Origin of the sequence: Streptomyces sp. NBC_01451 (assembly GCF_036227485.1) — a bacterium.
Classification (GTDB): domain Bacteria; phylum Actinomycetota; class Actinomycetes; order Streptomycetales; family Streptomycetaceae; genus Streptomyces.
The window spans coordinates 3,230,672-3,254,703 of the sequence record NZ_CP109479.1; the positions used below are offsets into that span (position 1 = coordinate 3,230,672).

At 67.8% G+C, this 24,032-nt stretch carries 20 protein-coding genes and 4 pseudogenes; 15 read left to right on the forward strand and 9 right to left on the reverse strand.

The genetic code is table 11. From position 1 onward, the window contains the following. Window positions 1–12: 12 nt before the first annotated feature. Window positions 13–1,128, forward strand: coding sequence for an AI-2E family transporter (locus OG595_RS13710; protein ID WP_329271643.1), 1,116 nt, complete (start codon window positions 13–15; stop codon window positions 1,126–1,128). A gap of 450 nt (window positions 1,129–1,578) precedes the next feature. Here OG595_RS13710 and OG595_RS13715 read toward each other — a convergent pair. Continuing rightward, window positions 1,579–2,346 (reverse strand): annotated as a pseudogene (locus OG595_RS13715) (transposase). A gap of 115 nt (window positions 2,347–2,461) precedes the next feature. Here OG595_RS13715 and OG595_RS13720 point away from each other — a divergent pair. Both OG595_RS13720 and OG595_RS13725 read left to right on the forward strand, forming a co-directional pair. After that, window positions 2,462–3,148, forward strand: a pseudogene (locus tag OG595_RS13720) (adenosine deaminase family protein); the annotation flags it as partial. Window positions 3,149–3,192: 44 nt separating this feature from the next. Then, entirely contained in the window at window positions 3,193–3,441 is a 249-nt protein-coding gene (locus tag OG595_RS13725; protein WP_329283642.1) for a hypothetical protein, read from the forward strand. A 41-nt stretch (window positions 3,442–3,482) separates the two neighbouring features. On the opposite strand, the gene OG595_RS13730 is transcribed toward OG595_RS13725, so the two are convergent. Continuing rightward, complete coding sequence (locus tag OG595_RS13730) at window positions 3,483–6,290, reverse strand: COR domain-containing protein (protein WP_329271646.1); 2,808 nt, start codon at window positions 6,288–6,290, stop codon at window positions 3,483–3,485. 335 nt (window positions 6,291–6,625) lie between these two features. On the opposite strand from OG595_RS13730, the gene OG595_RS45355 reads away from it, so the two are divergent. The 3 genes from OG595_RS45355 (at window position 6,626) to OG595_RS13740 (ending at window position 7,943) form a co-directional block, all read left to right on the forward strand. After that, complete coding sequence (locus tag OG595_RS45355; protein ID WP_443073337.1) at window positions 6,626–6,868, forward strand: transposase; 243 nt, start codon at window positions 6,626–6,628, stop codon at window positions 6,866–6,868. Continuing rightward, window positions 6,826–7,122 carry a transposase gene (locus tag OG595_RS13735; RefSeq protein WP_329271649.1) on the forward strand — a complete coding sequence of 99 codons (297 nt, stop codon included), beginning with the start codon at window positions 6,826–6,828 and terminating at the stop codon, window positions 7,120–7,122. Before OG595_RS45355 ends, OG595_RS13735 begins: the two co-directional genes overlap by 43 nt. Before the next feature lie 254 nt (window positions 7,123–7,376). After that, on the forward strand, window positions 7,377–7,943 hold the full coding sequence (locus OG595_RS13740) for an SMI1/KNR4 family protein (protein ID WP_329271652.1): 567 nt from the start codon (window positions 7,377–7,379) through the stop codon (window positions 7,941–7,943). 801 nt (window positions 7,944–8,744) lie between these two features. Here OG595_RS13740 and OG595_RS13745 read toward each other — a convergent pair. Continuing rightward, complete coding sequence (locus OG595_RS13745; protein ID WP_329271655.1) at window positions 8,745–9,296, reverse strand: DUF3455 domain-containing protein; 552 nt, start codon at window positions 9,294–9,296, stop codon at window positions 8,745–8,747. Window positions 9,297–9,771: 475 nt separating this feature from the next. On the opposite strand from OG595_RS13745, the gene OG595_RS13750 reads away from it, so the two are divergent. The 5 genes from OG595_RS13750 to OG595_RS13770 all read left to right on the forward strand — a co-directional run bounded on the left by OG595_RS13750 (window position 9,772) and on the right by OG595_RS13770 (window position 14,896). Continuing rightward, window positions 9,772–10,479, forward strand: coding sequence for a maltokinase N-terminal cap-like domain-containing protein (locus OG595_RS13750; RefSeq protein WP_329271658.1), 708 nt, complete (start codon window positions 9,772–9,774; stop codon window positions 10,477–10,479). A 111-nt stretch (window positions 10,480–10,590) separates the two neighbouring features. Beyond that, window positions 10,591–11,517, forward strand: a complete 927-nt coding sequence (locus tag OG595_RS13755; protein WP_329282862.1) for a DUF5829 family protein — start codon at window positions 10,591–10,593, stop codon at window positions 11,515–11,517. Window positions 11,518–11,721: 204 nt separating this feature from the next. Continuing rightward, window positions 11,722–12,777 carry an iron-siderophore ABC transporter substrate-binding protein gene (locus OG595_RS13760; RefSeq protein ID WP_329271662.1) on the forward strand — a complete coding sequence of 352 codons (1,056 nt, stop codon included), beginning with the start codon at window positions 11,722–11,724 and terminating at the stop codon, window positions 12,775–12,777. Beyond that, on the forward strand, window positions 12,774–13,808 hold the full coding sequence (locus tag OG595_RS13765; RefSeq protein ID WP_443073028.1) for a FecCD family ABC transporter permease: 1,035 nt from the start codon (window positions 12,774–12,776) through the stop codon (window positions 13,806–13,808). Before OG595_RS13760 ends, OG595_RS13765 begins: the two co-directional genes overlap by 4 nt. Beyond that, window positions 13,805–14,896 (forward strand): FecCD family ABC transporter permease, encoded by a 1,092-nt coding sequence (locus OG595_RS13770; protein ID WP_329271663.1) that lies wholly within the window; start codon window positions 13,805–13,807, stop codon window positions 14,894–14,896. Before OG595_RS13765 ends, OG595_RS13770 begins: the two co-directional genes overlap by 4 nt. 14 nt (window positions 14,897–14,910) lie before the next feature. Here the strand turns inward: OG595_RS13770 and OG595_RS13775 are convergent. Together OG595_RS13775 and OG595_RS13780 are read right to left on the reverse strand one after the other, a co-directional pair. Then, window positions 14,911–16,504: pseudogene (locus OG595_RS13775) on the reverse strand (ISAzo13 family transposase). 134 nt (window positions 16,505–16,638) lie between these two features. After that, a complete protein-coding gene (locus OG595_RS13780) occupies window positions 16,639–17,613 on the reverse strand; it encodes an LLM class flavin-dependent oxidoreductase (protein WP_329271664.1) in 975 nt (324 codons plus the stop codon). 85 nt (window positions 17,614–17,698) lie between these two features. Between OG595_RS13780 and OG595_RS13785 the strand changes: the two genes are divergently transcribed. Then, a complete protein-coding gene (locus OG595_RS13785) occupies window positions 17,699–18,478 on the forward strand; it encodes a helix-turn-helix domain-containing protein (protein ID WP_329271666.1) in 780 nt (259 codons plus the stop codon). Here OG595_RS13785 and OG595_RS13790 read toward each other — a convergent pair. Next, entirely contained in the window at window positions 18,457–18,879 is a 423-nt protein-coding gene (locus tag OG595_RS13790; protein ID WP_329271668.1) for a hypothetical protein, read from the reverse strand. The genes OG595_RS13785 and OG595_RS13790 overlap by 22 nt on opposite strands. A gap of 140 nt (window positions 18,880–19,019) precedes the next feature. Here OG595_RS13790 and OG595_RS13795 point away from each other — a divergent pair, with 140 nt between their 5' ends. Then, window positions 19,020–19,787 carry a transposase gene (locus OG595_RS13795; RefSeq protein WP_329271671.1) on the forward strand — a complete coding sequence of 256 codons (768 nt, stop codon included), beginning with the start codon at window positions 19,020–19,022 and terminating at the stop codon, window positions 19,785–19,787. Window positions 19,788–19,909: 122 nt separating this feature from the next. Here the strand turns inward: OG595_RS13795 and OG595_RS13800 are convergent, their stop codons facing one another. Both OG595_RS13800 and OG595_RS13805 read right to left on the reverse strand, forming a co-directional pair. After that, a complete protein-coding gene (locus tag OG595_RS13800) occupies window positions 19,910–20,341 on the reverse strand; it encodes a transposase family protein (protein ID WP_329271673.1) in 432 nt (143 codons plus the stop codon). Window positions 20,342–20,576: 235 nt separating this feature from the next. Next, window positions 20,577–20,843 (reverse strand): annotated as a pseudogene (locus OG595_RS13805) (helix-turn-helix domain-containing protein); the annotation flags it as partial. Between the two features lie 149 nt (window positions 20,844–20,992). Here OG595_RS13805 and OG595_RS13810 point away from each other — a divergent pair. After that, window positions 20,993–21,679, forward strand: coding sequence for a hypothetical protein (locus OG595_RS13810; RefSeq protein ID WP_329271675.1), 687 nt, complete (start codon window positions 20,993–20,995; stop codon window positions 21,677–21,679). 156 nt (window positions 21,680–21,835) lie between these two features. Here OG595_RS13810 and OG595_RS13815 read toward each other — a convergent pair whose 3' ends face one another. Beyond that, window positions 21,836–22,876: an NAD(P)-dependent alcohol dehydrogenase gene (locus OG595_RS13815; protein ID WP_329271677.1), complete on the reverse strand. Its 1,041-nt coding sequence runs from the start codon at window positions 22,874–22,876 to the stop codon at window positions 21,836–21,838. Between the two features lie 171 nt (window positions 22,877–23,047). Here OG595_RS13815 and OG595_RS13820 point away from each other — a divergent pair, with 171 nt between their 5' ends. Then, window positions 23,048–24,022 carry a helix-turn-helix domain-containing protein gene (locus OG595_RS13820; RefSeq protein WP_329271679.1) on the forward strand — a complete coding sequence of 325 codons (975 nt, stop codon included), beginning with the start codon at window positions 23,048–23,050 and terminating at the stop codon, window positions 24,020–24,022. Window positions 24,023–24,032: the final 10 nt, after the last annotated feature.

The following is a 24,032-nucleotide window of genomic DNA, read 5'->3' on the forward strand; positions in this document are numbered from 1 at the left end:
TAGGGTGCATCCGTGACTGCCACGTTGAGTTCCACAAGAGCCCGCTCAGCGCTCCGCACGACGGCGCGCGCGTCCGCCGAGTTGCTCCTCGTCCTGCTGACGCTCGCCGTGGCTCTGTGGATCCTGGGCCGGATGTGGTCGGTCGTCTGGCCGCTCGTGGTCGGCCTGCTGCTGACCACACTGACCTGGCCGCCGACCCGTTTCCTGCGTCGTCGCGGATGGAAACCCGCCCTGGCCGCATCGGCCGTGACCGTGCTGTTCCTCCTGGTCGCCCTGGGCTTCGTGGCACTGATCGCGGTTCCGGTGGCGTCCCAGTCCGGCGAGTTGACCGACGGTGTGGTCGAAGGCATCCAGAAGCTGCGCGAGTGGGCCGCCGGGCCACCGTTGAACATCGGTGACGCCCAGATCGACAAAGCTTTCGACACCGCGGTCTCCCGCGCGCAGGACGGCCTGGGCAGCGTGGTCGGCGTTGCCGTCACGGGAGTGAGCACCGTGGTCAACGGCTTGGTCACCGCCGTCCTGGCCCTCTTCCTGATGTTCTTCTTCCTCAAGGACGGCCCGCGGTTCCTGCCGTGGCTCGCCCGTCAGCTGCCCGGCCGGCTCGCCACCGACGTCCCGACCGTGGCCGCGCGCGGCTGGGACACGCTGGGGGCGTTCGTACGTTCCCAGGCGGTCGTCGGCCTGCTGGACGCCGTCCTGATCGGCCTGGGACTGTGGATTCTCGGCGTACCGCTGGTGCTCCCGCTGGCGGTCCTGACCTTCGTCTCCGCGTTCGTGCCGATCATCGGTGCCCTGTTCGCCGGTTTCGTCGCGGTCCTCATCGCGCTGGTCTCCAACGGCCTGACGGACGCGCTGATCGTGCTGGCCATCATCGTCGTGGTGCAGCAGCTTGAGGGCAACGTGTTCCAGCCCATGATCCAGAGTCGCGGACTCGGCCTCCACGCAGGGGCGATCCTGCTGGCGGTGACGCTGGGCGGGAACCTGGCCGGCATCGTGGGCAGCCTGCTCGCGGTTCCGGTCGCCGCACTGATCGCGGTGGTCTGGAACTACGTGCGCGAGCAGCTCCAAGAGCCGTCACAGGACCCGGGGACCGACGAGTCGGACACGGGCGCCACCGTCCCGTCGTAGGGCCACGCGTGTACGACGACTCCGTCGGCGTCTTCGATGGCTGACGGGCTGACGACTCCGGGCGTGGTGATCGGTGTACAGCGGGCAGGCGCTCACCTGACAACACGGCCGGTGTTCCTCCCCGTCGAAGGGCTGACGATCCCTCGCGGTTCCTCCCCGGAGAAGCATGGGAGATCTGCTGATCAGGCTCTTCGGATCACATGGCCGCACAGGCTCGGCGGGGCGACCGTTTCCCCCCGTCGGCACTCGGCGCAGTGCCGCCGCCTGAGCGGCTGCACGACGAGAGCAGGCCACATCCAACTGCGTTTGAGGAAAGGCCAGATCGATCCAGGAAGTGCGCGGGGACCTCGCCCCAGCATGTTCTTGCTCACCACCACAGGGAAGATGTCCCTAAAGGTTGTCCCGTAAGTGATCTTCGATTTGGTGCGGACGAGACCGGCTGTTCGCTGTCTATCCGCCGAGGACGAGGTTGTGCAGACGGGCGACGCCGAGCATGGCGAGGTGGACGCCGTCGCCCTTGAGGCGGCAGTCACGCAAGATCTTCCAGCCCTTCATCCGGGCGAAGGTGTGCTCGACGCGGGCGCGAACTCGCTTGTGTGAGCGGTTGTGTTCCTCCTTCCAGGTCGGCAGGTAGCTCCCCTTTTCGCGTCGGTGTGGGATGACCAGGCCGGTCCCCTGGTAGCCGCCGTCGGCGATCGTCATGGTGGTACCGACGGCAGCCTTGGCTCCGGACTCTTCCCAACGACGGGAGTCGTGTCGACTACCGGGCAAAGGCCGGCCGACCACGACGACCAAGCGGGTGTCGGCGTCGATAACGACCTGGTGGGCTGTGGAGTAGCGATAGTTCTTGGACTGCTCGGCGACCGTGCGGTCGCGGGTCGGCACCTAGGTCCCGTCCACGATGAGCACAGTGTCCTTACGGAACCGTCTTCGCTGCCGGAGCGCCAACAGCGGACCGAGGCGGTCGATGATCCGGTCTGCGGCCGACTTCGAAATCCCGAACAACGGAGCCAGCTGTCGCATCGTCAAGTTCGTACGCCAGTAAGCCGTGACCAGCAGAACACGGTCCTCCAGCGGCAGACTCCAGGGACGCCCGCGCTGTTGATCCGCAGCCTGCTCGCGTCGAACCTCGGCTACCAGCTTGGCGAAGCAGCGCGGGGTCAGACCCGTGAAGGGCTCTATCCATGACGGCACCGACGCCGTGATCACACCAGCCACGCAGTGATGGTTGCACCTCCCAACGGCCGTCAAGAGGCTGGCCATAGAGTGAGGCGCCATGCGAAGCCTGGACCATCTGCCGAAAGCCCATCTCCATCTCCATCTCGAAGGTGCGATGCGTCCCGCCACGCTCGCGGAGCTGGCGGGCGAGCGTGGCGAACGACTGCCAGATTCAATCGGCTTCACCTCGTTTGAGGACTTCGGCGCTTTGTACGGCGCCGCTGCCCGGGTGGTGCGCGAGGGCCCGCGCAGGAACCTTCTGCGGCTGGTACGCGAGGTGGTCGAGGACGCCGCCGCGGACGGAGCGGTATGGATCGAGCCGCACTTCAACCCCCTGACCTATGAGGGCGATCCGGACGCCGCGCTCGACGTCCTGGACGCGGTGATCGACGAGGGCCGCCGCGCGGGCGCGCGGCTGGGCGTCGGCTTCGGCGTCCTGTTGTTCGCCCGACGCAACGCGGACCCGTCGGAAGCGGTCGAGGCCGCCCGCCTGGCGGCTAGACGATCGGATAATGGGGTGGTCGGCTTCGGCCTGGCCGGAGATGAGGCCCGCCATGCCCCTGAGCCGTTCGCTGAGGCGTTCGCCATCGCCCGCGATGCCGGGCTGATTCCCGCCCCGCACGCAGGGGAATTTGCCGGCCCGGCCGGCATGCGCGCCGCACTCGACGTACTCGGCGCCCGACGGATCGCCCACGGCGTACGGGCAGTCGAAGACCCGGCTCTTCTTGCCCGCCTGGCCGCGGAAGGCATAGTCCTCGACGTCTGCCCCACCTCCAACGTCGCCCTCGGGGTCGTCGCATCCCTGTCTGCGCATCCCCTGGCGCGGCTCCTGCAAGCAGGAGTCCGGTGCACCCTCAACGCGACGACCCTCTCCTGTTCGGGCCGGGTCTGCTGCAGGAGTACGAAACAGCCCGCACCGCGCTCGCCCTCACCGACCCCCAACTCGCCGCCGTGGCCCGTACCTCGCTCGAAGCCTCCGGCGCCCCGCGCGCCACCGTGGAAGACGCAGTCACCCGCATCGGCGCATGGCTGGACATCCCGGGCCAGGCAACTACGCCTCCCAACCCAACAAGCATGTCGGCCGCCGCACCATAGGCGCCGTCTGGAACAACCAGCCAGAGATTGCGGGACAGCCTTTAGTCAATGGCAGGGAGCCCTGGGTCATAGGCCTGAAGGTGTTCAGGGCACAGCCACAGGCTGTCGCCTGCGGCTGTTGTCCTACGCATGAGGCCACCGAACTCACGACCCGGGTCCACCTGCAACAGAAGGTACCGAAAAGTTCGATATCCCCTGCGTGCCTCATCATGCGCGGATCCACCCAATCGACCCACAGCCGCCTCAATTTCGGTCGCACTTCCCTGCGCGTTCAAAAAATCCCGGCCAGTGGCAAGCGTTTCCACACCAGCCTTCATATTTTCAGAGACCGAACTCGAAGCCAGAGTCCCCACGATAGGCACAGCAAGCGAAAGCAGAGGAACCACCAGGGCCAGGAAAGGCTGAATCTCGCTCACGACGGATCTGGAACACCTGATTTCATATGTGGCCGGCACCCAGGCATGCGTCTGATTGGTTTCCTCACAGAACAAGGTGAGCACATACCGTCTCGCCAGTGGATTTTTGCTGCGCTGCCGTGACAACGCGAAAAGACTGGGACAGTCGTGCATTTCATTGGCGAGCATGTGCCGAATCGCGCGAAACTGAAAGGCGATTTCAGAGAGCCCACGCTTCAGTTGCAAGTCACTGGCCAACTGGGCCCCGGCAAGCATTTGGAAGCCTTCTTGCGTGCGTACTTCCGCCGCTTTAATCTGTTGACTGAGGGCCCGCAGGCCTACTACCGAAGTCGAATCAGGACTAAATCCGGTCAGAAGACTTACGATGTCGTGGGTTTCCGCGCAGGCGTGACAGGCCACAGACGCCACGCCTTTACTCTTGAGCTTCTCCAATATGGGAACCGGAAAGCTTCCAGCACAAGAATCCCCCTGCAGAGAACGAGTGGGACACGGTACTGCAAACTGCGGAGAAAGACCCTGCCATCTTTCACTGACAAGGTGCTGGGTGGAGTCTCGAAGCAGCGCAAGGAACATATAAGGAGACGGCCCGTGCACCGAAATACGCAACTCGCGGTCATTAATCAGTTCCAGCAGGGCGCCAGCTCCGTACTCTTCACACAGAAGATAGACACCACGACGCCACCGCAGGCTGGTCCAGTACTTGTTGTTTCGCACAGTTAGCCAAGCAATAAGACCGACCGGGGGCTCGGAGAAACTGCACAGGAGTGCGGCCGAATGCTCACCGGAAGGGACAGGACGTCGCGGATCCCATGGCACCGAGGGTCTACTGTATGGCACCAGTTGACCGACAAGGGCAGCCCGTCGCCCAGGAAGTCGGTAGGAGACGTCGAATTTCTCCATAAGCCTCAGAAAGTAGGGATGAAATGAGGCAGGGTACCCTTCCCTCCCTGCCGAATTTCCCCAGATTTCACCCAGCCGCTCGTAACGCAGGACCCCGTCCTCATCCCGCGTTATTTTGTCTTCCAGCACGTATCCGATGGCTTTGGTCAACCATTCAGGTTGCAGGATGATGATGTCCCGCAGCCCTTGATCCTGATCGAAGTGGATAATGTGCCCCAGATCGTGAAGCAGCGCCGCCAATGTCTCCGTGGCAGCATCTTCGAGACCTATCGACTGACACATGGAGATGAACTCTTCCCAGCCCATCCACGGATCACGCTGGGCTCGTTCGAGCACGACGTCACGAGCTTGGATCCAGTACTGGCTCAGCAGCTCCCCCATCTGGGGGAGCTTTGCCGCCTCCCGAGCTATCGCCTCCTTCAGCGTCCCAATCCCGGCGCCAGTGAGGCTGTCGACTGCGTACTGGCCCACAAGGACCGGCCCAAACTTCCTCTTCAGTTCGGGGTAGTCCAACTCGGGCTGACGCCCCTCCGACTCACTGTAGGTAGACACCACGATAATCCGTGCACCATCTCCAGTTCTCAGCCGGACGCGCCTTATCCATCCCTCGACCGCATTCTCTTCCTGTCCATCACGTGGACGCCAGACCAACAGGTAGAGGGACCTTTGACTGTAGAAGAACTGATGACTGATTCGATAAACTTCCTGCCCCCCGAAGTCCCAGACATTGAGGTGCAGTTGCCGGGCAGACTTCACTATTCCGTCCGGGTGAGGGAGTCTTAGATCTTCCACTTCGATTCCGTGGGTGGTTGGCCTGTCGGCCACAAATTCCTGACCACGCAAGGCGCCTACCAGGGAAGATTTTCCTACATTCCCCTCTCCGATGACCACCAGTTTCGCCTCATACAATTCCTCGACCCGCTCTTCCAGGCTCGTGAGGTAGGTGAGGAGAGCCGGCACTCCCCTGCCCAACAATTTGGCGATGGAGTCCGACAGAGCTGGACATTCGAGCCTTAGGTCGATCGTGTCAGGAAGTCGACCCAGTCGTGGCGGCAGCACTTTGAGTCGTTGGCTCGCTATACGCAGCGACCGCAGGCACTGAAGACGACCGAGCGAACCAGGGAGGCTTTCCAGTAGTGGCGCATTTACAATCAATTCTGTCAGCGAGCCGAGATTCCCCAAGAAGTCAGGAAGCGTCTTCACGCTGACACCCTGCAAGGAAAGACGCCGCAGGTGTGGAAGTTCCATGATTCCGCTGGGAACATCCGTCAATCTCTGACCTCGAAGCGTCACAGACGTTAGCGTCCTCGGAAGATTGGCCAATTCACCCAGCGGCTCGCCTCCAACGAAAGAGACAGCCAGATTGGTGAGCAGCGGAAGACTGTTCAACCAGGTCGGGAGTGAATCTCCACGATACTCGAGGAGCTCAACTTCACTAATTCGATGGGCAATATTCTTCAGCCGATTCGGCATTTCGTGGATCGGACCGGACAAGCGCACACGCCAACCTCCCGACACTTCGAAGGCGTCCACAACCACGCTATACGCATGAGACCCCATGCCCGCCCCCTCCGAAGTGCCGACTCCGTGCCGCTGCGAAAGCAGGTGCAAGAATATCCATGCCAACAGAGAGAGGAAAGAGGGCATCCGAGATCATCCGGGAATCCCTGGCAAGACGCCTGGTCGAACGCGCACCGGGTCTTCGTCCGATACCGGCGAAGCGGAAGATCTGGCCATGGAACGCCAACGGCAGCTTCAGGATGGCTGACCCTCAATCAAACGTATTCCACCCTCAGCCCGGCTCGACTTGCTGAGACCGCGTTTGGGATCTGTCGTGTCACCGTGCTGATGTGGTCGTTGAGCTTGCTGTGGGCAGTACTGGGGGCGGGTATCCGTCGGACCTGGCGGATGAACCGTGGGCGTTGGTCGAGCCGTTGCTGCCGCCGGCGAGTGCGGGCCCGAAGGGTGGGCGGCGGGAGAAGCATCCGCGGCGACGGACCGTGGACGCGATCTTCTACGCGGTGCGGACCGGCTGCGCTTGGCGTCAGCTTCCGAAGGACTTCGCGCCGTGGCCCAGTCCGTCCGCACCGCCGACACCGTCCCTGCGGTGACACGGGGCTTCGATGCGAGCAAGAAGGTCAAAGGTCGCAAACGGTTCCTCGTCACCGACACCCTCGGCTTGCTCCTGGCGGTCCACGTCGTAGCGGTCGGCATCCAAGATCGCGATGGTGCCAAGCACCCACTGCTGTGGACCCGCCTCGACCACCCTGATGTGCGGAAGGTCTGGGCCGAACAGGGCATCGTTGGCCGTCTGGTCGACTGGACCTCCCAGATCCTCGGCCGCGAGCTCGGGATCGTCGGCTGAGGCGCTGGCCAGCGCGGCTTCCAGGTGCAGCCGAAGCGGTGGGTGACTGAGCGCACGCTGTCGTGGATCACTGCCCGCCGGCGCATGACTCGCGACTGCGAGAGCAGCCCGGCTCACTCGGAGACCCATGATCCGTTGGGCGATGATCGGGGTCATGGTCTGCCGCCTGACGCGGGGCAGACCTGCAACTCGGCCTGGACCCAAACCGCTTACCCAGCTGCGGTGACGCGCCAGAACACCAGTACCGTGCCGCTGTGCCCAGTGACAAAGCCGACCGCCGCGGGCTCTGGGACGCCGCTGCGGTCCGTGCCCGTATCGCCGCCATGGCCCAAGGAGACCCTGGGCGCCAGCGTTTCGGGTCCTCACACCATGGATATCGACTTCGGCCTCCTCTGGCAGAGGACACGATCTGGCTGTTCGAGCAGCAGCACGGTGTCCGGCTGCCCGCCTCCTACCGCAGCTTCCTCAAGGATGTCGCCGACGGAGGAGCGGGACCCCACTACGGCCTCCTGGGCCTTACCGAGGAAGTGGACGCCGAAGAGTCCCTGCACGACCTTCGAGAGGGCGGCCGACGCACGGGCTTCCTGTCCACGCCGTTTACGCACACCACCGAGTGGTCGGGGCGGGGCAAGGAGGGTGATGCCAACTACTCGGTCGGAGGGAGTCTGGTCATCGGGGAGTGCGGTTGCGGCACGTTCCACCGGCTGGTCGTCACGGGGAGAAACGCTGGCCAGGTCTGGCTCGACGATCCTGACTGGGGTGGCCTGACACCGGGGCCGGACTTCCGGGACTGGTACCTGGCATGGCTGGTTACGACCTGACTTCTGCGGCCCGAGGCCCGTCCGGGCGAGCTGGTCGGCAGATCTCAAACGCGGTCCGAGGGGCGGCTAGCGGCTTTGCCGATCATGCGGTACGACGCCTGGAACAGCCGGTTCGCTGGCTGCAGGCACCACGGACGGTGCCGCTGGAACCGTGACGGGCCACGTCGGCCCGGTAGGCATGGAGGTGCTTCCTCGCACCCTCCCCACGATCTCGAACATTCGCTCCTGTTCGGCGAGGGTATGTCGTTGTTGGGTCCGTCCGGAAAGCCGAAATCGGTACCCGGCACCGGCCCACCCAGGTCGCCGTCCGCGCCGCGGTTTTCTCCTTCATCCGAGATCTTCTGCAACCGCCCCCGGCTGCGACAGCAACCCATGCGGGGCTACCTGCCCCCACATGCCCCGAAGCTCTCGGCTGCGGCGATGTCGTGGCGCCAGCCAGTGCGTACGGTGCTTGCCCTCATCGTCAACTCTGCTGTCCCGGTGGCGAATTGGCTGGACTCACGCCCAGGTCCCGAGCCACCTCGGTGACCGTCCGGACCGGGCCGACGCCACGGCGTCCCGCTTGAACTCCTCCGAGTACCGCTTGCCCTGCTTGTTGCCCACCTGGCTCTGTTTCCTCCGGAACCTCACGTCCCAGTCTCCAGGTGCCCAAGTCCACAGGGGAAGCTTCGACCCAGGGAAATCGAACTCGACGGTGCGTCAAGAAGGATTGCCGTGACCTCGTCCCGCCCATACGACAGGGCAGGGCCCGTTGAGAACGCCCCGAGGGCCCTGCCTCTCATGGCTCTACCGCCTACCGCCTCACTTGGCGGGCTTGTAGAACGCGTACGTCGCGGAATAGGGAACGCTCACCTGGTCGGTGCCGGTGCAGGCCGTGGCGGGGGCGACGCCGCCGTGGGTGTTGAGGCGCTGGATGTAGGAGACGCCGGCGAAGACTCCGGTGCCGCGAGTGGCGGTGGACTGCAGGAGGAGCTCCGGGATCGTGCCGGCCTTGGGCGAGTTGGCGATCGCGGCGGCGTTGACCGCGCTGCCGTCCACCGTCGAGACCCAGACGGGGCCGCGGGAGTGGAGGGCAACGGTGCGGTGGGAGCGGTCGTTCTTCGCCCAGAGGATGGCGGCGGGCTCCAGCAGCTTCCAGACGCCGTCGGTGCAGGTGTAGGTCTGGACGCCCTCGGCGGAGAAGACGCCGGTCAGCCGGTTGCCGTCGGGAACCTTCAGTGCGGCGGGAGCGTCGACGCCGGGGCGGGCGGACTGCGAGGGCGCGGCCTGGCCGACGGTCGCGCTCAGGAGCGTACCGGCGGCCACGGTGGCGAGAGTCGCGGTGGTGAGGATGAGACGCTTGGCGAGTTTCATCGGGTTTGTCTCCAGAACGTTTTCTGAACTCTGAACTCGGAAATCTGAACCAGGTCGTGAGTGCGGCACGGATGTCACGCAGGTCCCTGTGCCGGGACTGTGCGGTTCGCCGCCCTCCGGGCACGCTAATCGGTCCCGCGTCCTCGGCTCCGCGCCGTCGTGTGAGGATCAGCTACGAGAACATGAACAACTCGTGTGCATCACGGCCTGGTTGAGCGTGACGACCGTGGGGCCCCCAATTGCCGGGACTGCCCCGGCGGAGATCATCACGTCTCACGAGTAGGGAGTATCGCCGTACGGGTTTCAGCCCGACGAGGGCCTGCGGGGCACGTGGACGGGCACGCCGAGGCGCACTCCGGACGTCCGACGTACCGTCAGGGCAGCCTGACACCGCGGGTTGCGGCGCCCGAAGGGTGACGAACAAGGCTCGGCATGAACAGGGAATCTTCCGTTCGGCGAGGAGGTTCGCAAGGGCATGGCTGTCATCCACCGCACGACCATGACCCCCGGCAAGCTGGAGCTCCTCACGGCATGGCTGCCCACGCGGCCCTGGTATGTCGGCGCGGCGCGTGGGCCGGAGTTGAGCAAGGCCGGGGGGTTTCGGCTCGACGATCCGGAAGGGGAGGTGGGTATCGAGTTCCTGGTGGTCACGGACTCGTCGGGTGAGGAGCCGGTCTCCTATCACGTGCCGCTCAGCTACCGGGGCGCGCCGCTCGACGGAGCCGACGAGGCGCTCGTGGGCACGTCCGAGCACGGGGTGCTGGGCAAGCGGTGGGTGTACGACGGGGCCCACGACCCGGTGCTCGTCGGCCAGTTGCTCGCGTTCCTCCAAGGCCGTACCGAGGCGCAGGCCCAGAGCGTGAGCGACACTCCCGACCCCTCTGTCACCGGCTCCTTCACGGGGGCCGGGGTTTCCGCCGAGGTCGGGTCCGTCGCCGCCACCGATGGGGAGTGCGGCACCGTCGTCGTGGTGGAGACCGGGGCTGCGGGAAACAGCGAGGCGGGGAGTGCCACCCTGACCGTTCAGGTGACCCGCGTCCTCCCGCCGGAGGAGTCGGCACAGCAGGTCCCCGACATCGGCACCACCGGGGCTCGGGGTCACGTCACCGCCGCCTGGCGCCTGCCGGACGGCAGCGAGAGGCGCGCCCCGTTCGTGCTCGTCGGCGGCGCCACGATGCCCTGAGCAGGCCGAACCTGCGCGCCCGCGTGTCACGGGAATCGACACGAAAATCAACGGCGGACGCAGATCCTCCGTCCTACGATCGCTGTCATGCTGCTTCGAAGAACGTTACGGATGATCATGGTCATCGCGGTGGCCCTCGCAGCGGCGGTGCAGGGTGGGGTCGCGAGCGCGACGCCTGCCCGGGGGAACCAACCACCGTCACCCGAACGGCAGTTGCTCTACTACAACCACGCTTACGGGGTGTTCGACCGGGAGACCGCCGACGCCGTCGAGCACTCCGCCTATCTGCGGGAGTTCGCCAACTTCCAGGTCCGCACCACGACCGGGGCCGGCGGCGAGACCTGGACCGGCCGGTATCTGACGGGCCGTGAGACCTACCTCGAACTGTTCGGCGTCGGCGACGTACCCGGCCAGGACGGCACCCTCGGCTCCGCCGGGACGGGGCTGTCGACCGAGCGGGCCGGCGATCAGGCCACCGTCATCGAGCGGTTGCGGGCGGAGGGGGTCAGCGACCCGGTCCTTTTCCGGCAGACGCGGGACTTCGGTGACGGCGTCCCGGTGCCGTGGTTCGACGCGGTCCTCACCACCGTCCAGTACGACGCGTACGGCGCCTGGGCGATGGAGTACACGCCCGAGTACTTCGCCGACCCCCGCAGCAACACCGAGCCGGCCGCCTTCCCCGGTGACGTCGGCCGGGAGCGCTATCTGTCCGACCTCTACCGCGACCGTCTGATGCGGGACATCACCTCGGTCCGTCTCGCGGTCACCGCACGCGACCTCGCCGCCACCGTGCCGCTGCTGCGGGCCGGTGGCTTCGCCGTCCGGCCGGTGGCGGACGGCGGGATCGTCGCGAAGGGCGGCGGCACCACGATCCGGTACGACGTCGTCGCGCGCGAACACGCGGGGATGCGGCGGGTCGAGATGTCCCTCAACCGGCCCGTGAGCCACCGGCACGAGGAACGGCTCGGGCATTCGGCCCTGGTGGTCGGCCCGGGCACCCGTGCCGTGTGGACGTTCGACGACACCGGCGGGACGTGACGGCCGAAGGCCCGCTCACGCCCCGCCGCCATGAGGACCGATCCTCGAAGTGCGTCCCCCGCGCGTTCCCGGCGTCGGGGGACGCACTTCGTCCGCCTGTCCACGTCACGACCCCGGGTCCGTTCCACACAGAAAGCGAAGTTAAGGTAAGCCTTGCCTTAGAAATACCGGAGTGGCTGAAAAGCAGAGCAGCGGAGTGAACCAGTGCGTACGTCGAAGTGGCAGTCCCTCGTGGTCGCGATCCTCGCCGGAGGGCTGCTGACCAGCTGCTCGTCGGCCTCTGACAACGATGCCGAGGCGGCCGGCGCCGAAGCCCGCCACCCCGTCATCGGGGCCTCGGAGGGTTCCTCCGACGGGCCCTCCGCCGCACCCTCCGCCCTCGCCACCGGCATGGGCTCCGACGTCGCCACGGACGGCGCCTTCCCCCGTACCGTCACCCACTTCAAGGGCTCCACCGCCCTCAAGACCGCGCCCACCCGCGTCGCCGTCCTCAGCACCGGGCAGCTCGACGACCTGCTGTCCCTCGGGCTCGTCCCCACCGCCACCACCCGCGCCGGCAACGCCGGGCTCGTCCCCGACTACCTCGCCGACGCCTTCCCGCAGTACAAGGCGAAGCTCGCCGCCATGACCGACGCGGGCACCCGGCAGGCGCCGAACCTCGAAACCCTCGCCGCCGCCAAGCCCGACCTCATCCTCGCCAACGACTCCCTCGGCGACCTCTATCCCAAGCTCTCCAAGATCGCCCCGACCGTCGTCACCGCGGGCAACGGCATCAACTGGAAGCGGGATCTGCTGCTCGTCGGGGACGCCGTCGGCAAGGGGGAGCAAGCCCGGAAGCTCGTCGAGACCATCGCCGCCGACGCCGCCGAGAAGGGGAAGGCGGTCGGCTCCACCACCGTCTCCATGGTCCGCTTCACACCCGACCGTACCCGGATGTTCGGCGTCTCCTCCTTCACCGGGTCCATCGCCGTCGACATGGGTCTCGGTCGGCCCAAGTCCCAGCAGTTCAGGGCCATTTCGGAGGACATCGGGGCCGAGAGCATCGACACCGCCGACGGCGACTGGATCTTCTACTCCGTGCAGGGCGACGCCGACAGGACCGACGCGGCGAGTGTTGTCGCCGGGCCGCTCTGGAAGTCGATGAAGGCCGTCACCGCCGGGCACGCCGTCAAGGTCGACGACGACCCCTGGTACCTCAACGCCGGTCCGACCGCCGCCCGTCTCGTCGTACGGCAGCTCGCCGAGCACCTCGGCAAGTGACCGCACGTCCAGCGCGTACCGCCCGTACAGCACGACGTACCGCGGCCACCACCGCCGTCGCCGTCCTCGCCCTCCTGGCCGTCGCCGGCGTCGCCCTCCTCAGCCTCGCCGTCGGCACCCGTCCCGTGCCGCCGTCCGCCGTCCTCGACGCGCTGCTGCACGGCGGGAACACTCCGGACGCGCTGGTCGTACGTTCGCTGCGGGTGCCCCGGACCGAGATCGGGCTGACCGCCGGGGCCGCCCTCGGGCTCGCCGGGGCCGCGTTGCAGGGCGTCACCCGTAATCCGCTCGCCGACCCAGGGATCCTCGGGCTCAGCCAGGGCGCGGCGGCCGGGGTCGTGATCGCCATCGCGCTCGGGCTCGCGAACGGCTTCGGCGGGTACGTCCGGTACGCGTTCGCCGGTGCCGTCGCCGCCGCCTGTCTCGTGTACGTCATCGCCGCGCGCGGCCGTGGCGGCGCCTCACCCGTGAAACTCGCGCTGGCGGGTACCGCCCTGTCCGCGATGACCGCCGGCGCCACCACCGTCGTCCTCACCTCCTCCTCCGCCACGCTCGACCAGTTCCGCTTCTGGCAGGTGGGCGCGCTCAGTGGCCGGGACGCCGACACCGTGGGGCGCATGCTGCCGTTCCTGCTCGGCGGGGCGCTGCTCGTGCTGGGCTGCGCCCGTGGCCTCGACGCCCTCGCGCTCGGCGACGACACGGCCCGGGCGCTCGGACACCGGGTGCATGCCGTACGGGGGGCTGCGGCGCTCGGCGCCACCCTGCTGACGGCCGCCGCGGTCGCCGCCGCCGGGCCGATCGCGTTCGTCGGCCTCGCCGTGCCCCACCTGGCCCGGCGCCTCGTCCCCGGCGGCCACCGCCACGTCCTCCCGCTGTCCGCCCTGCTGGGCGCGGCCCTGCTGCTGGCAGCCGACGTAGCCGGACGCGTCGTACGGGCCCCGGCCGAAGTGCCCGCCGGTGTCATGACGGCGCTGGTGGGCGTACCGGTGCTGGTGGTGCTCGTACGGCGGAAGAAGGTGGCGGACACGTGACCGGCGCTCCCGTACGGCCGTCCGTCGCCCGGGACGGCTCCCTTCCTCGCGGGGTCACCGTCCTGCGGCTGCGGCCCCGGCTCTCCCTTCTCCTGCACCGGCGGTCCGCCGCCGTCACCGCCGGGCTCCTCGCGCTGCTCGCGCTGGTGATGGGGGTGTCCGCGTGCGCCGGGCAGACGTACGTTCCGCCCGGGGAGGTGTGGGCGACCGTCCGGCACGGGGGCGGGGCGTACGACCTCGTCGTCAACGAGCTGCGGGTGCCGCGGATCGTGCTCGGGGCGCTCGTCGGGGCCGCCCTCGGGCTCGCCGGGGCGCTCGTGCAGAGCGTGACGCGCAATCCGCTGGCCAGCCCGGACGTCATCGGCGTCGGGCACGGGGCCGCCGCCGCGACCGTACTGGCACTCGCCACCGGGGTGGCCGCCTCCCCGGGGGCCATGCCCGCCGTGTCCGTCGCGGGCGGGCTCGCGGCCGCCACGCTGGTGTACGTGCTCGCCTGGCGGCGCGGGATGCAGGCGAGCCGGTTCGTGCTCACGGGGGTGGGGATCGGCGTCGCGCTCTCCGCGGTGGTCCAGCTCTACCTCACCGACAGCGAGCTGGAGGCCGCCGAGCAGGTCAAGCTGTGGCTCACGGGGAGTCTGAACGGGCGGGGCTGGGAGCAGGCGGGGCCGTTGGGCGTCGTACTGCTGCTCTGTCTGCCCGCGCTGGTGTGGGCGAGCCGGGCGCTGCGGCCCCTAGGGCTCGACGCCGACACCGCCGCCGCTCTCGGGGTGCGGGTGCAGCGGACGCAGCTCGGGCTGACCGTTCTCGGGGTCGTCCTCGCCGCCACCGCGACCGGCGCCGCCGGGCCGATCGGGTTCGTCGCGCTGACCGCGCCCCAGCTGGCTCGGCGGCTCACCCGTACGCCTCAACTGCCTTTGCTCGGCTCGGCGTTGACGGGTGCGGTGGTGCTGGTGGGGGCCGATCTGGTGTCCCGCACGCTGCTGCCCCCACTGGAAATCCCAGTGGGGGCACTCACGGCGCTGGTGGGCGGCCCGTACCTGCTGTGGCTCCTGGCCGCCCCTGGAAACCGTCGCCTGGATCACGCCTAAGGGCTTGCAGATCATCAACACGTTGTCTTGATCGTGCTGCTGGCGTCGCTGCTCAGGGCTCGAACCCGAGACTGGAGGGCTGTGAGGGCAGAGGGCGGAGTGGCCGCCGGCGGGATGACGATGCTGTGCGCCTTCAGCAGCGTCCTGATCTTCAGCAGGGTGCGGTGCATGGCGGTCCGACTGCTGTCGAACAGCACGGCGAGGGGTTCTGCGGCCAGGGCAGCCCGCAGGTGAAGGACGGCTGCCAGGACTTGGTCGGGGAAGGTGAGCCGGGGCGGGCGGCCGCGCTTGACGTCGCCGTGGAGGGCCAAAGTGTCAGTGAGTTCGCTCAGTTGCTGCTGGGACATGCCGGTCAGGTCGGGGTCGGACAGGAGAGCGTGGTCCCACTCCGGGGCCGGCTTCTGCGGAGCCCGGGGTGCTGGGATGGCTGGGCAGAGCTGGGGGTGCAGGGCATAGTTCCAGTCGCCGTGGAAGGCGTGTCGGGTCAGTGGCAGGGACGCCATCTCCGCGTCGCCGATCTGGACTCCGGTGGGGTAGACGTTGTTGTCCAGCTCGGCCATGACACGTAGTCCGGTGCGGGTGGTGGTCGCGGCGATGGACTGGACAATGACTTCATGGCTGGTCAGCGGGCGGCCGCGCCAGTTCATGGTGATGTGTGAGAAGAGCCGGTGCTCGATCTTGTTCCACTTCGATGTGCCCGGCGGCAGGTGACACACGGTGATCGTCAGTCCTGTTTCGGCCGCGAGCCGGGCGAGTTCGAGCTTCCGGGCCCGGGTGCGGTAGCCGTTCGAGCCGCCCGCGTCGGCGGTGATGAGCAGTCGCGTCGCCTGCGGGTAGGCGACCCGACCCTGGCCGCACCACCAGCGGCGGATCGATTCCACCGCGAATGCGGCGGTGTCGTGATCGGTGCCCCACGTTGATCCAGCCGGTGTTCGCCGCGAGGTCGTAGATCCCGTACGGGACGGCCTTGGCCAGCTGGGGGTCGGCGAAGTCGTGGACATTCACCGGTGCCGGATCAGCCGCAGGCCGCCACTGGCGGCCGTTGTTCTTGAACTCGCCGACGAGTTCCTTCTTCTTGGTGTCCACGCCGATCACGGGCTGGCCGGCGTCCCGGTGATCACGGGCCTGCTCGTTGAGACAGCGGAACTGGGCGTCTCGGTCGGGATGTTGGCTTCCCTCGATGGTCTTGGCGTTGGCCTGGAGACTGAAACCTTCTTCCCGCAGCAGGTCCGCGACGGTGTCCGCACTGACTTTGTGTCCGGTCCGGGCGAGCTCCCGCGCCAGCGTGCGGGTCGACTTCACCGTCCACCGCAGCGGCGACATCGGATCGCCTCGCTCGTCCGGCTCGACAAGCGCCAGGAGAGCCGGCCGCAGCCCCGGATCGAGATCTGCGACCCTCTTGCGGCCTCCGCCCGGCCGCCGAACCCGCCCCAGAGGCTCCTCGCCGGCCTCCAACTCGGACACGCCCTTGCGGACCGTGGTCTCACTCACCGAAGCCGCCCGCGCGACGGCCCGAACACCACCGTGTCCCAGAACACGGGCCTCTGCGGCCATCAGCAGCCGTCGTTGCCGCTCATCCAGACGCGGGAACAACACCCCGAACTTCATGGCGAGTTGGGCACAGATCTCGTCCGGGATGCGCGTACCACATCAACGAGCCATGGGACGGGAAGCAACACCTTGATGATCTGCAAGCCCTAGCGATGTCCCGTAATCGTCGCTTCGTGTCTGCTGGGCCAGGCTCAGGAGCTTTCCGAGGTGGAGGCGTGAGCCGCTGCCGCTTGGACGGCGGGGATCAGGTCTGCGATCCGTTCGAGCTGGTCGCGCTGGGAGTGCAGGTCCAGGGCACCGAGGCGGGCGACGATGTGCCGAGCACCGGCGGCGACGTACTGTCCTAGGTGCTCAAGCACCTGGTCCGTGGAGCCGGTGACCACTGCCTGGATCTTTTCCAGCTCCTCCAGTGGCATGCCGTATGTGGCCCGCGCGTAGTCGTCCAGTGCCCGACGGCCGCTCTCGATGTCGTTGTCGATCCGTACCGAGAAGAATAGTGCGGGGGTGATGTCCTCGGTCTCGCGTCCTGCTTCGGTCGCCGCTTTGTGGACGTTGCGGAGGCCGGACGCGTAGTCGGCGGGGTCAGGCGGGTAGGGCAGCCATCCGTCGTACAGTCGGCCAGTGCGGGCCAGTGCTGCGGGGGACGCGCCGCCGAGCCAGATGGGCGGGCCGCCGGCTCGGGGCGGCCTGGTCGTGGGCGGGACGTCATCGAACCGGAGGATCTCGCCGTGGAAGGCGTCGGCTCCGTCCCACAGGGCCCGCCACAGTGCAACAGTCTCGTCCAGGCGGGCGAAGCGCCTTTCCCACGGCAGCTCGGACAGAGTGTAGAGGGGCCGCCCGAAGCGGCCGGGGAAGCCGGCGCCGACGGTCACGGTGAGCCGGCCACCGGACAGCAGGTCGATCGACGCAAGTGCCTGCGCGGCCTGGATCGGCCGACGGAGGAACGGCATCAGTGCCGCTGTGCCCAGTGTCACGGTCTCGGTCACCGGGGCAAGTGCGGCCAGCATCGTGAGCGCCTCGATGCGTGGGCTGATGAGAGAATCGTTGGCGAAGAGCGAGGAGAAGCCCGAGCGTTCGGCGTAGCGGCCGAAGGCAATCAGCTCGCGAGGGTCGTCGGCAGGGCCCCACTGGGCGGTTCCGGTCGGGAGCAGTACACCGATGTTCATGCGGCAATGTTCACGACCGGTACGAGTGGCGACAATTCCCTGCGGGGAATGGCCTGGGACCCTCCGCCACCGTTACAACAGGCCCGTGGACTTCCCTCGTACGCTTCGTGAACGTCGTACCCGCCGTCATGTCAGCCAGCTCGATCTGGCGCTGCGAGCTGGCACCACCCAGCGCTACCTCAGTTTCATTGAATCTGGCAGGTCTGTTCCGGGCCGGAACATGGTCGTGCGCCTGGCCGAGTCGCTGGAGCTGCCGCTGCGGGAGCGCAATGAGCTGCTGCTGGCCGCCGGGTATGCGCCCGCCTACCCGGAGAGCTCACTGGACGATCCGGTGCTGGCCCCCGTGCGTACTGCGATCGACCACATCCTCCGCGGGCATCTGCCGTATCCGGCGCTGGTTGTGGACCGGGGCGGTGACCTGATCGCCGCGAACTCCGCTTTCGACCTGATCACCGAGGGCGCGGCTGACGAGCTGGTGGGTCCGGGCACGAATATTTACCGCCTGGCGCTGCATCCCGACGGACTGGCTCCCCGCATCCTCAATCTCGCCGAGTGGGCGCGCCACATCCTGGTGCGCCTTGGCCACCTGGAGGAGTTGCGCGCCGAGCTCACCAGGTACGTTCCCGAGCTGGAGCCGTCCGCCGGGCAACTCGGTTTCGCGGTGCCACTCCGCCTGCGGTCCTCGTACGGTGAGCTCCGCCTGATGACGACTGTGACAACCTTCGCGACCGCCGTCGACGTGACGCTTGCCGAGCTGAAGCTGGAGGCGTTCCTGCCGGCCGACCCGGCGACTGCCGAGGCTCTCTCAGCAGCCGCCGGGGCAATGGCTTGTGCTGCCGCCGCTCAGGAGCCCGGGAACATGTAGTCCATCTTGATGCGGCCGTTGTCGTCGAGTACGAGGACGTCCGAACCACCACCCACCACGTCGCCAGTTGCGGTGGACACCGCCTCCCAGCCGATCCTGACCACGCCATCGAGACGTATCGCACCGGGGCGCGCCCGGAACGCGAACCCCTGTTTCTCGACGAACCGCTCGTAGCTTCGCGCCACTCGGGTCTCGATGGCGTCGTATCCCTGTGCCTCCAGAGTCGGGTGGTCGAAGCCGAGTTCCGCGGCGGTCTCCCGTATCTCCGCAGGCGGGTGAAGGATGTGGGTGCCGTCCTCGGCCCAGAGTCGCTCGATGGCAGCGCGGCGCTCTGCGGCATCGGGCACATTCCATTGAGCCATGTAGCGGTCGGCCGGCTCCTGCGGGTCGATCTCGATCATCTTCGTCTCCTCGCCCGGGCAGGTCCATTCGGACCAGATCCTGCGGGGCACGGTGGAGACCGACAATTCCCTGTAGGGAATGGGACTTTCAGGTCAGAGACGACAGCGGCCATGCATAGTCTCAGTGGAATGATCACTACGTGAGTGGTGTGATTACGACGTCGGAACCGTCCTGGATAGCTCCGTTCACTGGGCTGAGCCCGTCGGCCTTCGGCAAGCTGGTGGCGCAGCTGCGGCGCGAGGGCGCCGACGCGTCCGGCCGGGGACGACCGTGGAAGCTGTCGCTGGAGGACCGAGTGCTGCTGGTGACGGCGTACTGGCGAACGAACCTGACACTGCGACAGCTGGCCTTGCTGTTCGGGGTGTCGAAGTCTGCCGCCGACCGCGTCATCGACCACCTCGGCCCGAAGCTCGCGCTCCAGCCACGCAAGCGGTGCGCGAAGGACACGGTGCTGATCGTGGACGGCACCCTGATCCCGACCAGGGACCACAAGGTGGCCGAGCAGTCGAAGAATTACCGCTACTCCACCAACCATCAGGTGGTCATCGACGCCGACACCCGACGGGTGGTCGTGGTCGGCCGACCGCTGCCGGGGAATCGCAACGACTGCCGAGCCTGGGCCGAGTCCGGCGCCAAGGCCGCCGTCGGGAACACCACTACGATCGCCGACGGCGGCTATCCGGGCACCGGCCTGGTCCTCCCGCACCGCCGCCGCAAGGGCGAGGAACTCTCGGCTCGGAAGCAGGCCCACAACAAGAGTCACAAGCAGGTGAGAGCCCGCGTCGAGCACGTCCTCGGCCGCATGAAGGCGTGGAAGATCCTGCGCGATTGTCGCCTACGCGGTGACGGCGTCCACCATGCGATATCCGGCATTGCCCGCATGCACAACCTCATGCTCGCCGAGTAGGGGCCGGTCGCCGCGTCGGCAGGACGCACCTCGCCCGGGAGAACGATCATTTACGGGACACCCTTTACGAGCTCGTGCATGGTTGGCGGTGAGACGTCGAGGGCATCGGTGGGGTCCGGGGGTCACATCTGCTGAGCCGATGTCAGATCCGCGGTCCGCTGGTGGGACAGCAGGCCGGCGATGGCTTGCACCGTGTCGCTCATGTGCTCGCGGCGGCCGAGGTGGCGGGCCAGCGCCCGCCAGTTCTTGAGATGTGCGATGCCGTGCTCGACCCGGATGCGGCGTGAGGAATGCGCCTTGCGCTGGCGCTCGTACATCTCCTCGTACCAGTCCGGGGCGTTCTTCTTGAACTTGCGGTGCTGTGGTGTCACTACACGTCCGCCGGTCTGCGCGCCGAGCCCCTGGTAGCCGGCATCGGCGAGGATCTCGACCGCGGGCCCACCGGCCAGGAGCCCGACCAGCCCCAACTGGCGTGCGTGGGTGATGTCCGCGCAACTCCCGGGCTCGGTCGGGCTGCACCACAGCACGCGTCCTTCGCCGTCCGTGACCACCATGGACTTGACGGCGTTCTGCTTGTTCTTCCCGGAGATGAACTTGTCCCGGTCCTTGCGCCCCTGGGCCGCGCCGGACCCGGATCTCGGTGCCGTCGATGATGCCGGTCTTTCCGGTCCCGCCGAGATGGCCGATGACTTCGGCCAGAGTCCGCAGCCGTACGTCGGGGCTGATGGTGCACCCTCGCTCGGCGAGCAGGGGCCGCACCTCGTTGACGGCCCGGGTGATGGCCGAGCGGTCCACGCCGAACCAGCAGGCCAGCACGTCGTGGGTGGCTCCGTGACGGAGATGGACGAGAGTGGCCAGCAGTCGGTCGACGAACACCAGCCGGTGCTTCGCGCCGGCGCCTATGGCCCGCTCCCGCTGCCGGGAGGCAAGCCTGGCCTGGTGGCGTTGATGCCACAACGGGCCGACCTCGGCAGCGAGTTCAGCGATCACATCGGCCGTCAGGCCCGTGATCCGCCGGTTGCCGATGACCAGTGCACGAGTCGAGTTCCCGACCACACAACCATGATCAACGATCAAGAGCTCGACGTCTCACCACTAACCAGGCACGAGCTCGTAGCCTGGACGCAGCACCGACAGAGGGAGCGCCAGGCCTGATGAACCCCTTGGAACCGAACCCCTCTCCCGCGTCTGCGACATTTCCCATCGTGCCCGCGACAAATCCCGACGGCGGCTGGGGTAGGCAGCGGACTCCGCTGCCCGCGCCACCGCTCGATCTCGACCCCGCGCAGCGCGACCGAGGCTTCGGCTACGTCGCACTGCGCACGTTCGTGATGTCCACGCTGCCGCCCGAAGAGCGTCGAGGCCTGCGCGAAGGGCTTGCCCCCGACGAACGGGCCCGCCTCACCGCGGGGACGGCAGGCCCGGAAGGAGAGCGCCTCCTCACGGTCCGCGCGGGGCTACGGCTGCTCCTCGGGCAACTGCTGGACGCCGACCCAGGGGCCGTCGTCATGGACGACGGCCCCTGTCCGCACTGCGGTCGACTCCATGGCCGCAGTGCGTCCTCCCCGGCCGGCCGTCGACTGCACTTCGCCACCGCCGGGCGAGGGGATCTCGTCGTGTACGCGGTCAGCCGCTTCCCCGTCGGGCTCGGGCTCGCCGTGACCGACGGACCCGACCGCGAGGCATGGCTGCGGGGCCGCAAGCCGGCCCGGCACGCCGCATACCACGATGGGGTGGCCCGGGGACGGTGTTCCCGCCCACGGGACGGTTCGGTGGAGCACATCGTGCGCTACGTCGATACGGCGCCGGAGTACTGCTGCGTCGTATCGGTGGTGTATGAAGTTCCTTTCCGCGAGGACACCCCCATTTCCCTGGACCCGGCGACCGACTAAAGAGCTCGTGCACGGCCAACCGTGCACGAGCTCGTTAGGGGACATGGGGCGCAGCCCCGTCCTCCAGGGGCGCGGGGCTGTATCGATATGCGGCTCCGCCGCGTGGGCGCGCCAAACCACAACGAACCCGCAGCCGAATACGCGCACCCAGCGGAGCTAGATCGTCGCCGCGTCGATCACGAAGCGGTAGCGGACGTCGCTCGCGAGGACCCGCTCGTACGCGTCGTTGATCTCCGAGGCGCTGATCAGCTCGATCTCGGAGCCCAGGCCGTGCTCGGCGCAGAAGTCCAGCATCTCCTGGGTCTCCTGGATGCCGCCGATGCCGGAGCCCGCGAGGGTCTTGCGGCCGGCGATCACCGAGAAGAGGTTCAGCGCGACGGGCTCCTCGGGGGCGCCGACGTTCACGAACGCGCCGTCCGTCTTGAGGAGGGACAGGTAGGTGTCCAGGTTCAGGGGAGCCGAGACCGTGGACAGGATGATGTCGAAGGTGCCGCGCAGCTCCTTGAAGGTGGCCTCGTCGCTGGTCGCGTAGTAGTGCGCGGCGCCCAGCTTCAGGCCGTCCTCCTTCTTGCGGAGGGACTGCGAGAGGACGGTGACCTCGGCGCCGAGCGCGTTCGCGATCTTGACGCCCATGTGGCCGAGGCCGCCCATGCCGAGGATCGCGACCTTCTTGCCGGGGCCGGCGTTCCAGTGCTTCAGCGGGGAGTACGTGGTGATGCCGGCGCAGAGCAGCGGCGCGGCCACGTCGAGGGAGAGGCCGTCGGGGATGCGGACGGTGAAGCTCTCGTCCACGACGATCTTCTCGGAGTAGCCGCCGTAGGTCGGCTCACCGTTCTTGTCGAGGGCGTTGTAGGTGCCGACGCCGCCCTTGAGGCAGTACTGCTCCAGGCCGGCCTCGCAGTTCTCGCACTCGCGGCAGGAGTCGACCAGACAGCCGACACCCACGTGGTCGCCGACTGCGAACTTGGTGACACCGGCACCGACGGCCTCGACGACACCGGCGATCTCGTGGCCGGGGACCATCGGGAAGATGGCCTCGCCCCAGCCCTCGCGGGCCTGGTGGATGTCGGAGTGGCAGATGCCGGCGAACTTGATGTCGATCAGGACGTCGAACTCGCCGACCTCGCGACGCTCGATGGTGGTGCGCTCCAGGGGAGCCTTGGCGGAGGGGGCGGCGTATGCAGCGACAGTGGTCATGCCGGGGGTTCTCCTAGGGGGATTCCGCGCCCGGCCGCCTTCTGACCGGGTGCGACACCCAGTGTGCCCAACGTTTCTGCATCCACCCAGTCCACACTTCTGCGTACGTCCAGCGGTCCTACCACTGGCGGGGTCAGGCTCGTGTTCGTACGACCGGGAATAATGGACCGTATGGACGAACATCCCGATCGCCCCGATCTCCCCGACCGCGCCGATCGCGCTTATCCGGTGGACGCCTCCGGGAACGGGCGGACCCCCGGGGCCGGGGCCGGGGCCGGGGGTGCCCTGGACCGGCGTGCCGAGCTCAGTGAGTTCCTGCGCACCCGGCGGGCCCGGCTCAAGCCGGAGGACGTGGGGCTGCCGGACTTCGGGCGGCACCGCCGGGTGCCCGGGCTGCGCCGCGAGGAGCTGGCCCAGCTGGCCGGGGTGTCCGTCGCCTACTACACGCGGCTCGAACAGGGCAACGGGCGGAACGTCTCCGCGGAGGTCCTCGACGCCATCGCCCGCGCCCTGCGGCTGACGAGCGCCGAGCACGCCCACCTCACGCACCTCGCCAAGCCGAAGCAGCACAAGAAGAAGCCGTCGGTACGGGCACAGGTGGTGCGCGGGACGCTGCGGCAGCTGCTCGACACGATGGACGGGGTGCCGGCGTACATCGCCGGGCGGCGTACGGACGTCCTGGCGTGGAACGCGATGGCCTCGTCCCTCTTCGGGGACTGGGCCGAGCTGCCGCCGCAGGACCGGAACTGGGCGCGGCTGGTGTTCCTGCGGCCCGAGTACCACGACCTGTTCATGGACTGGGAGCAGAAGGCGATCGACATCGTCTGCCATCTGCGCATGGACGCCGGCTGCTACCCGGAGGACCCGAGGCTGTCCGCGCTGGTGGGTGAGCTGTCGGTGAAGAGCGAGGAGTTCCGGCGGCTGTGGGCGACCCACGACGTCAAGGAGAAGAACTACGGGGTGAAGCGGTTCCGGCATCCCCTGGTGGGCGAACTGACCCTGAACTACGAGTCGTTCAGGCTCCCGGACGACGGCGACCAGGCCCTGATCGTCTACCACGCGGAACCGGGGTCCTCGTCGGCGGAGGGCCTGCGCCTGCTTGCCAGCTGGGGCCGGGACGCGACCAGGGCCGGCACGATTTCCTGACCTGACGGGC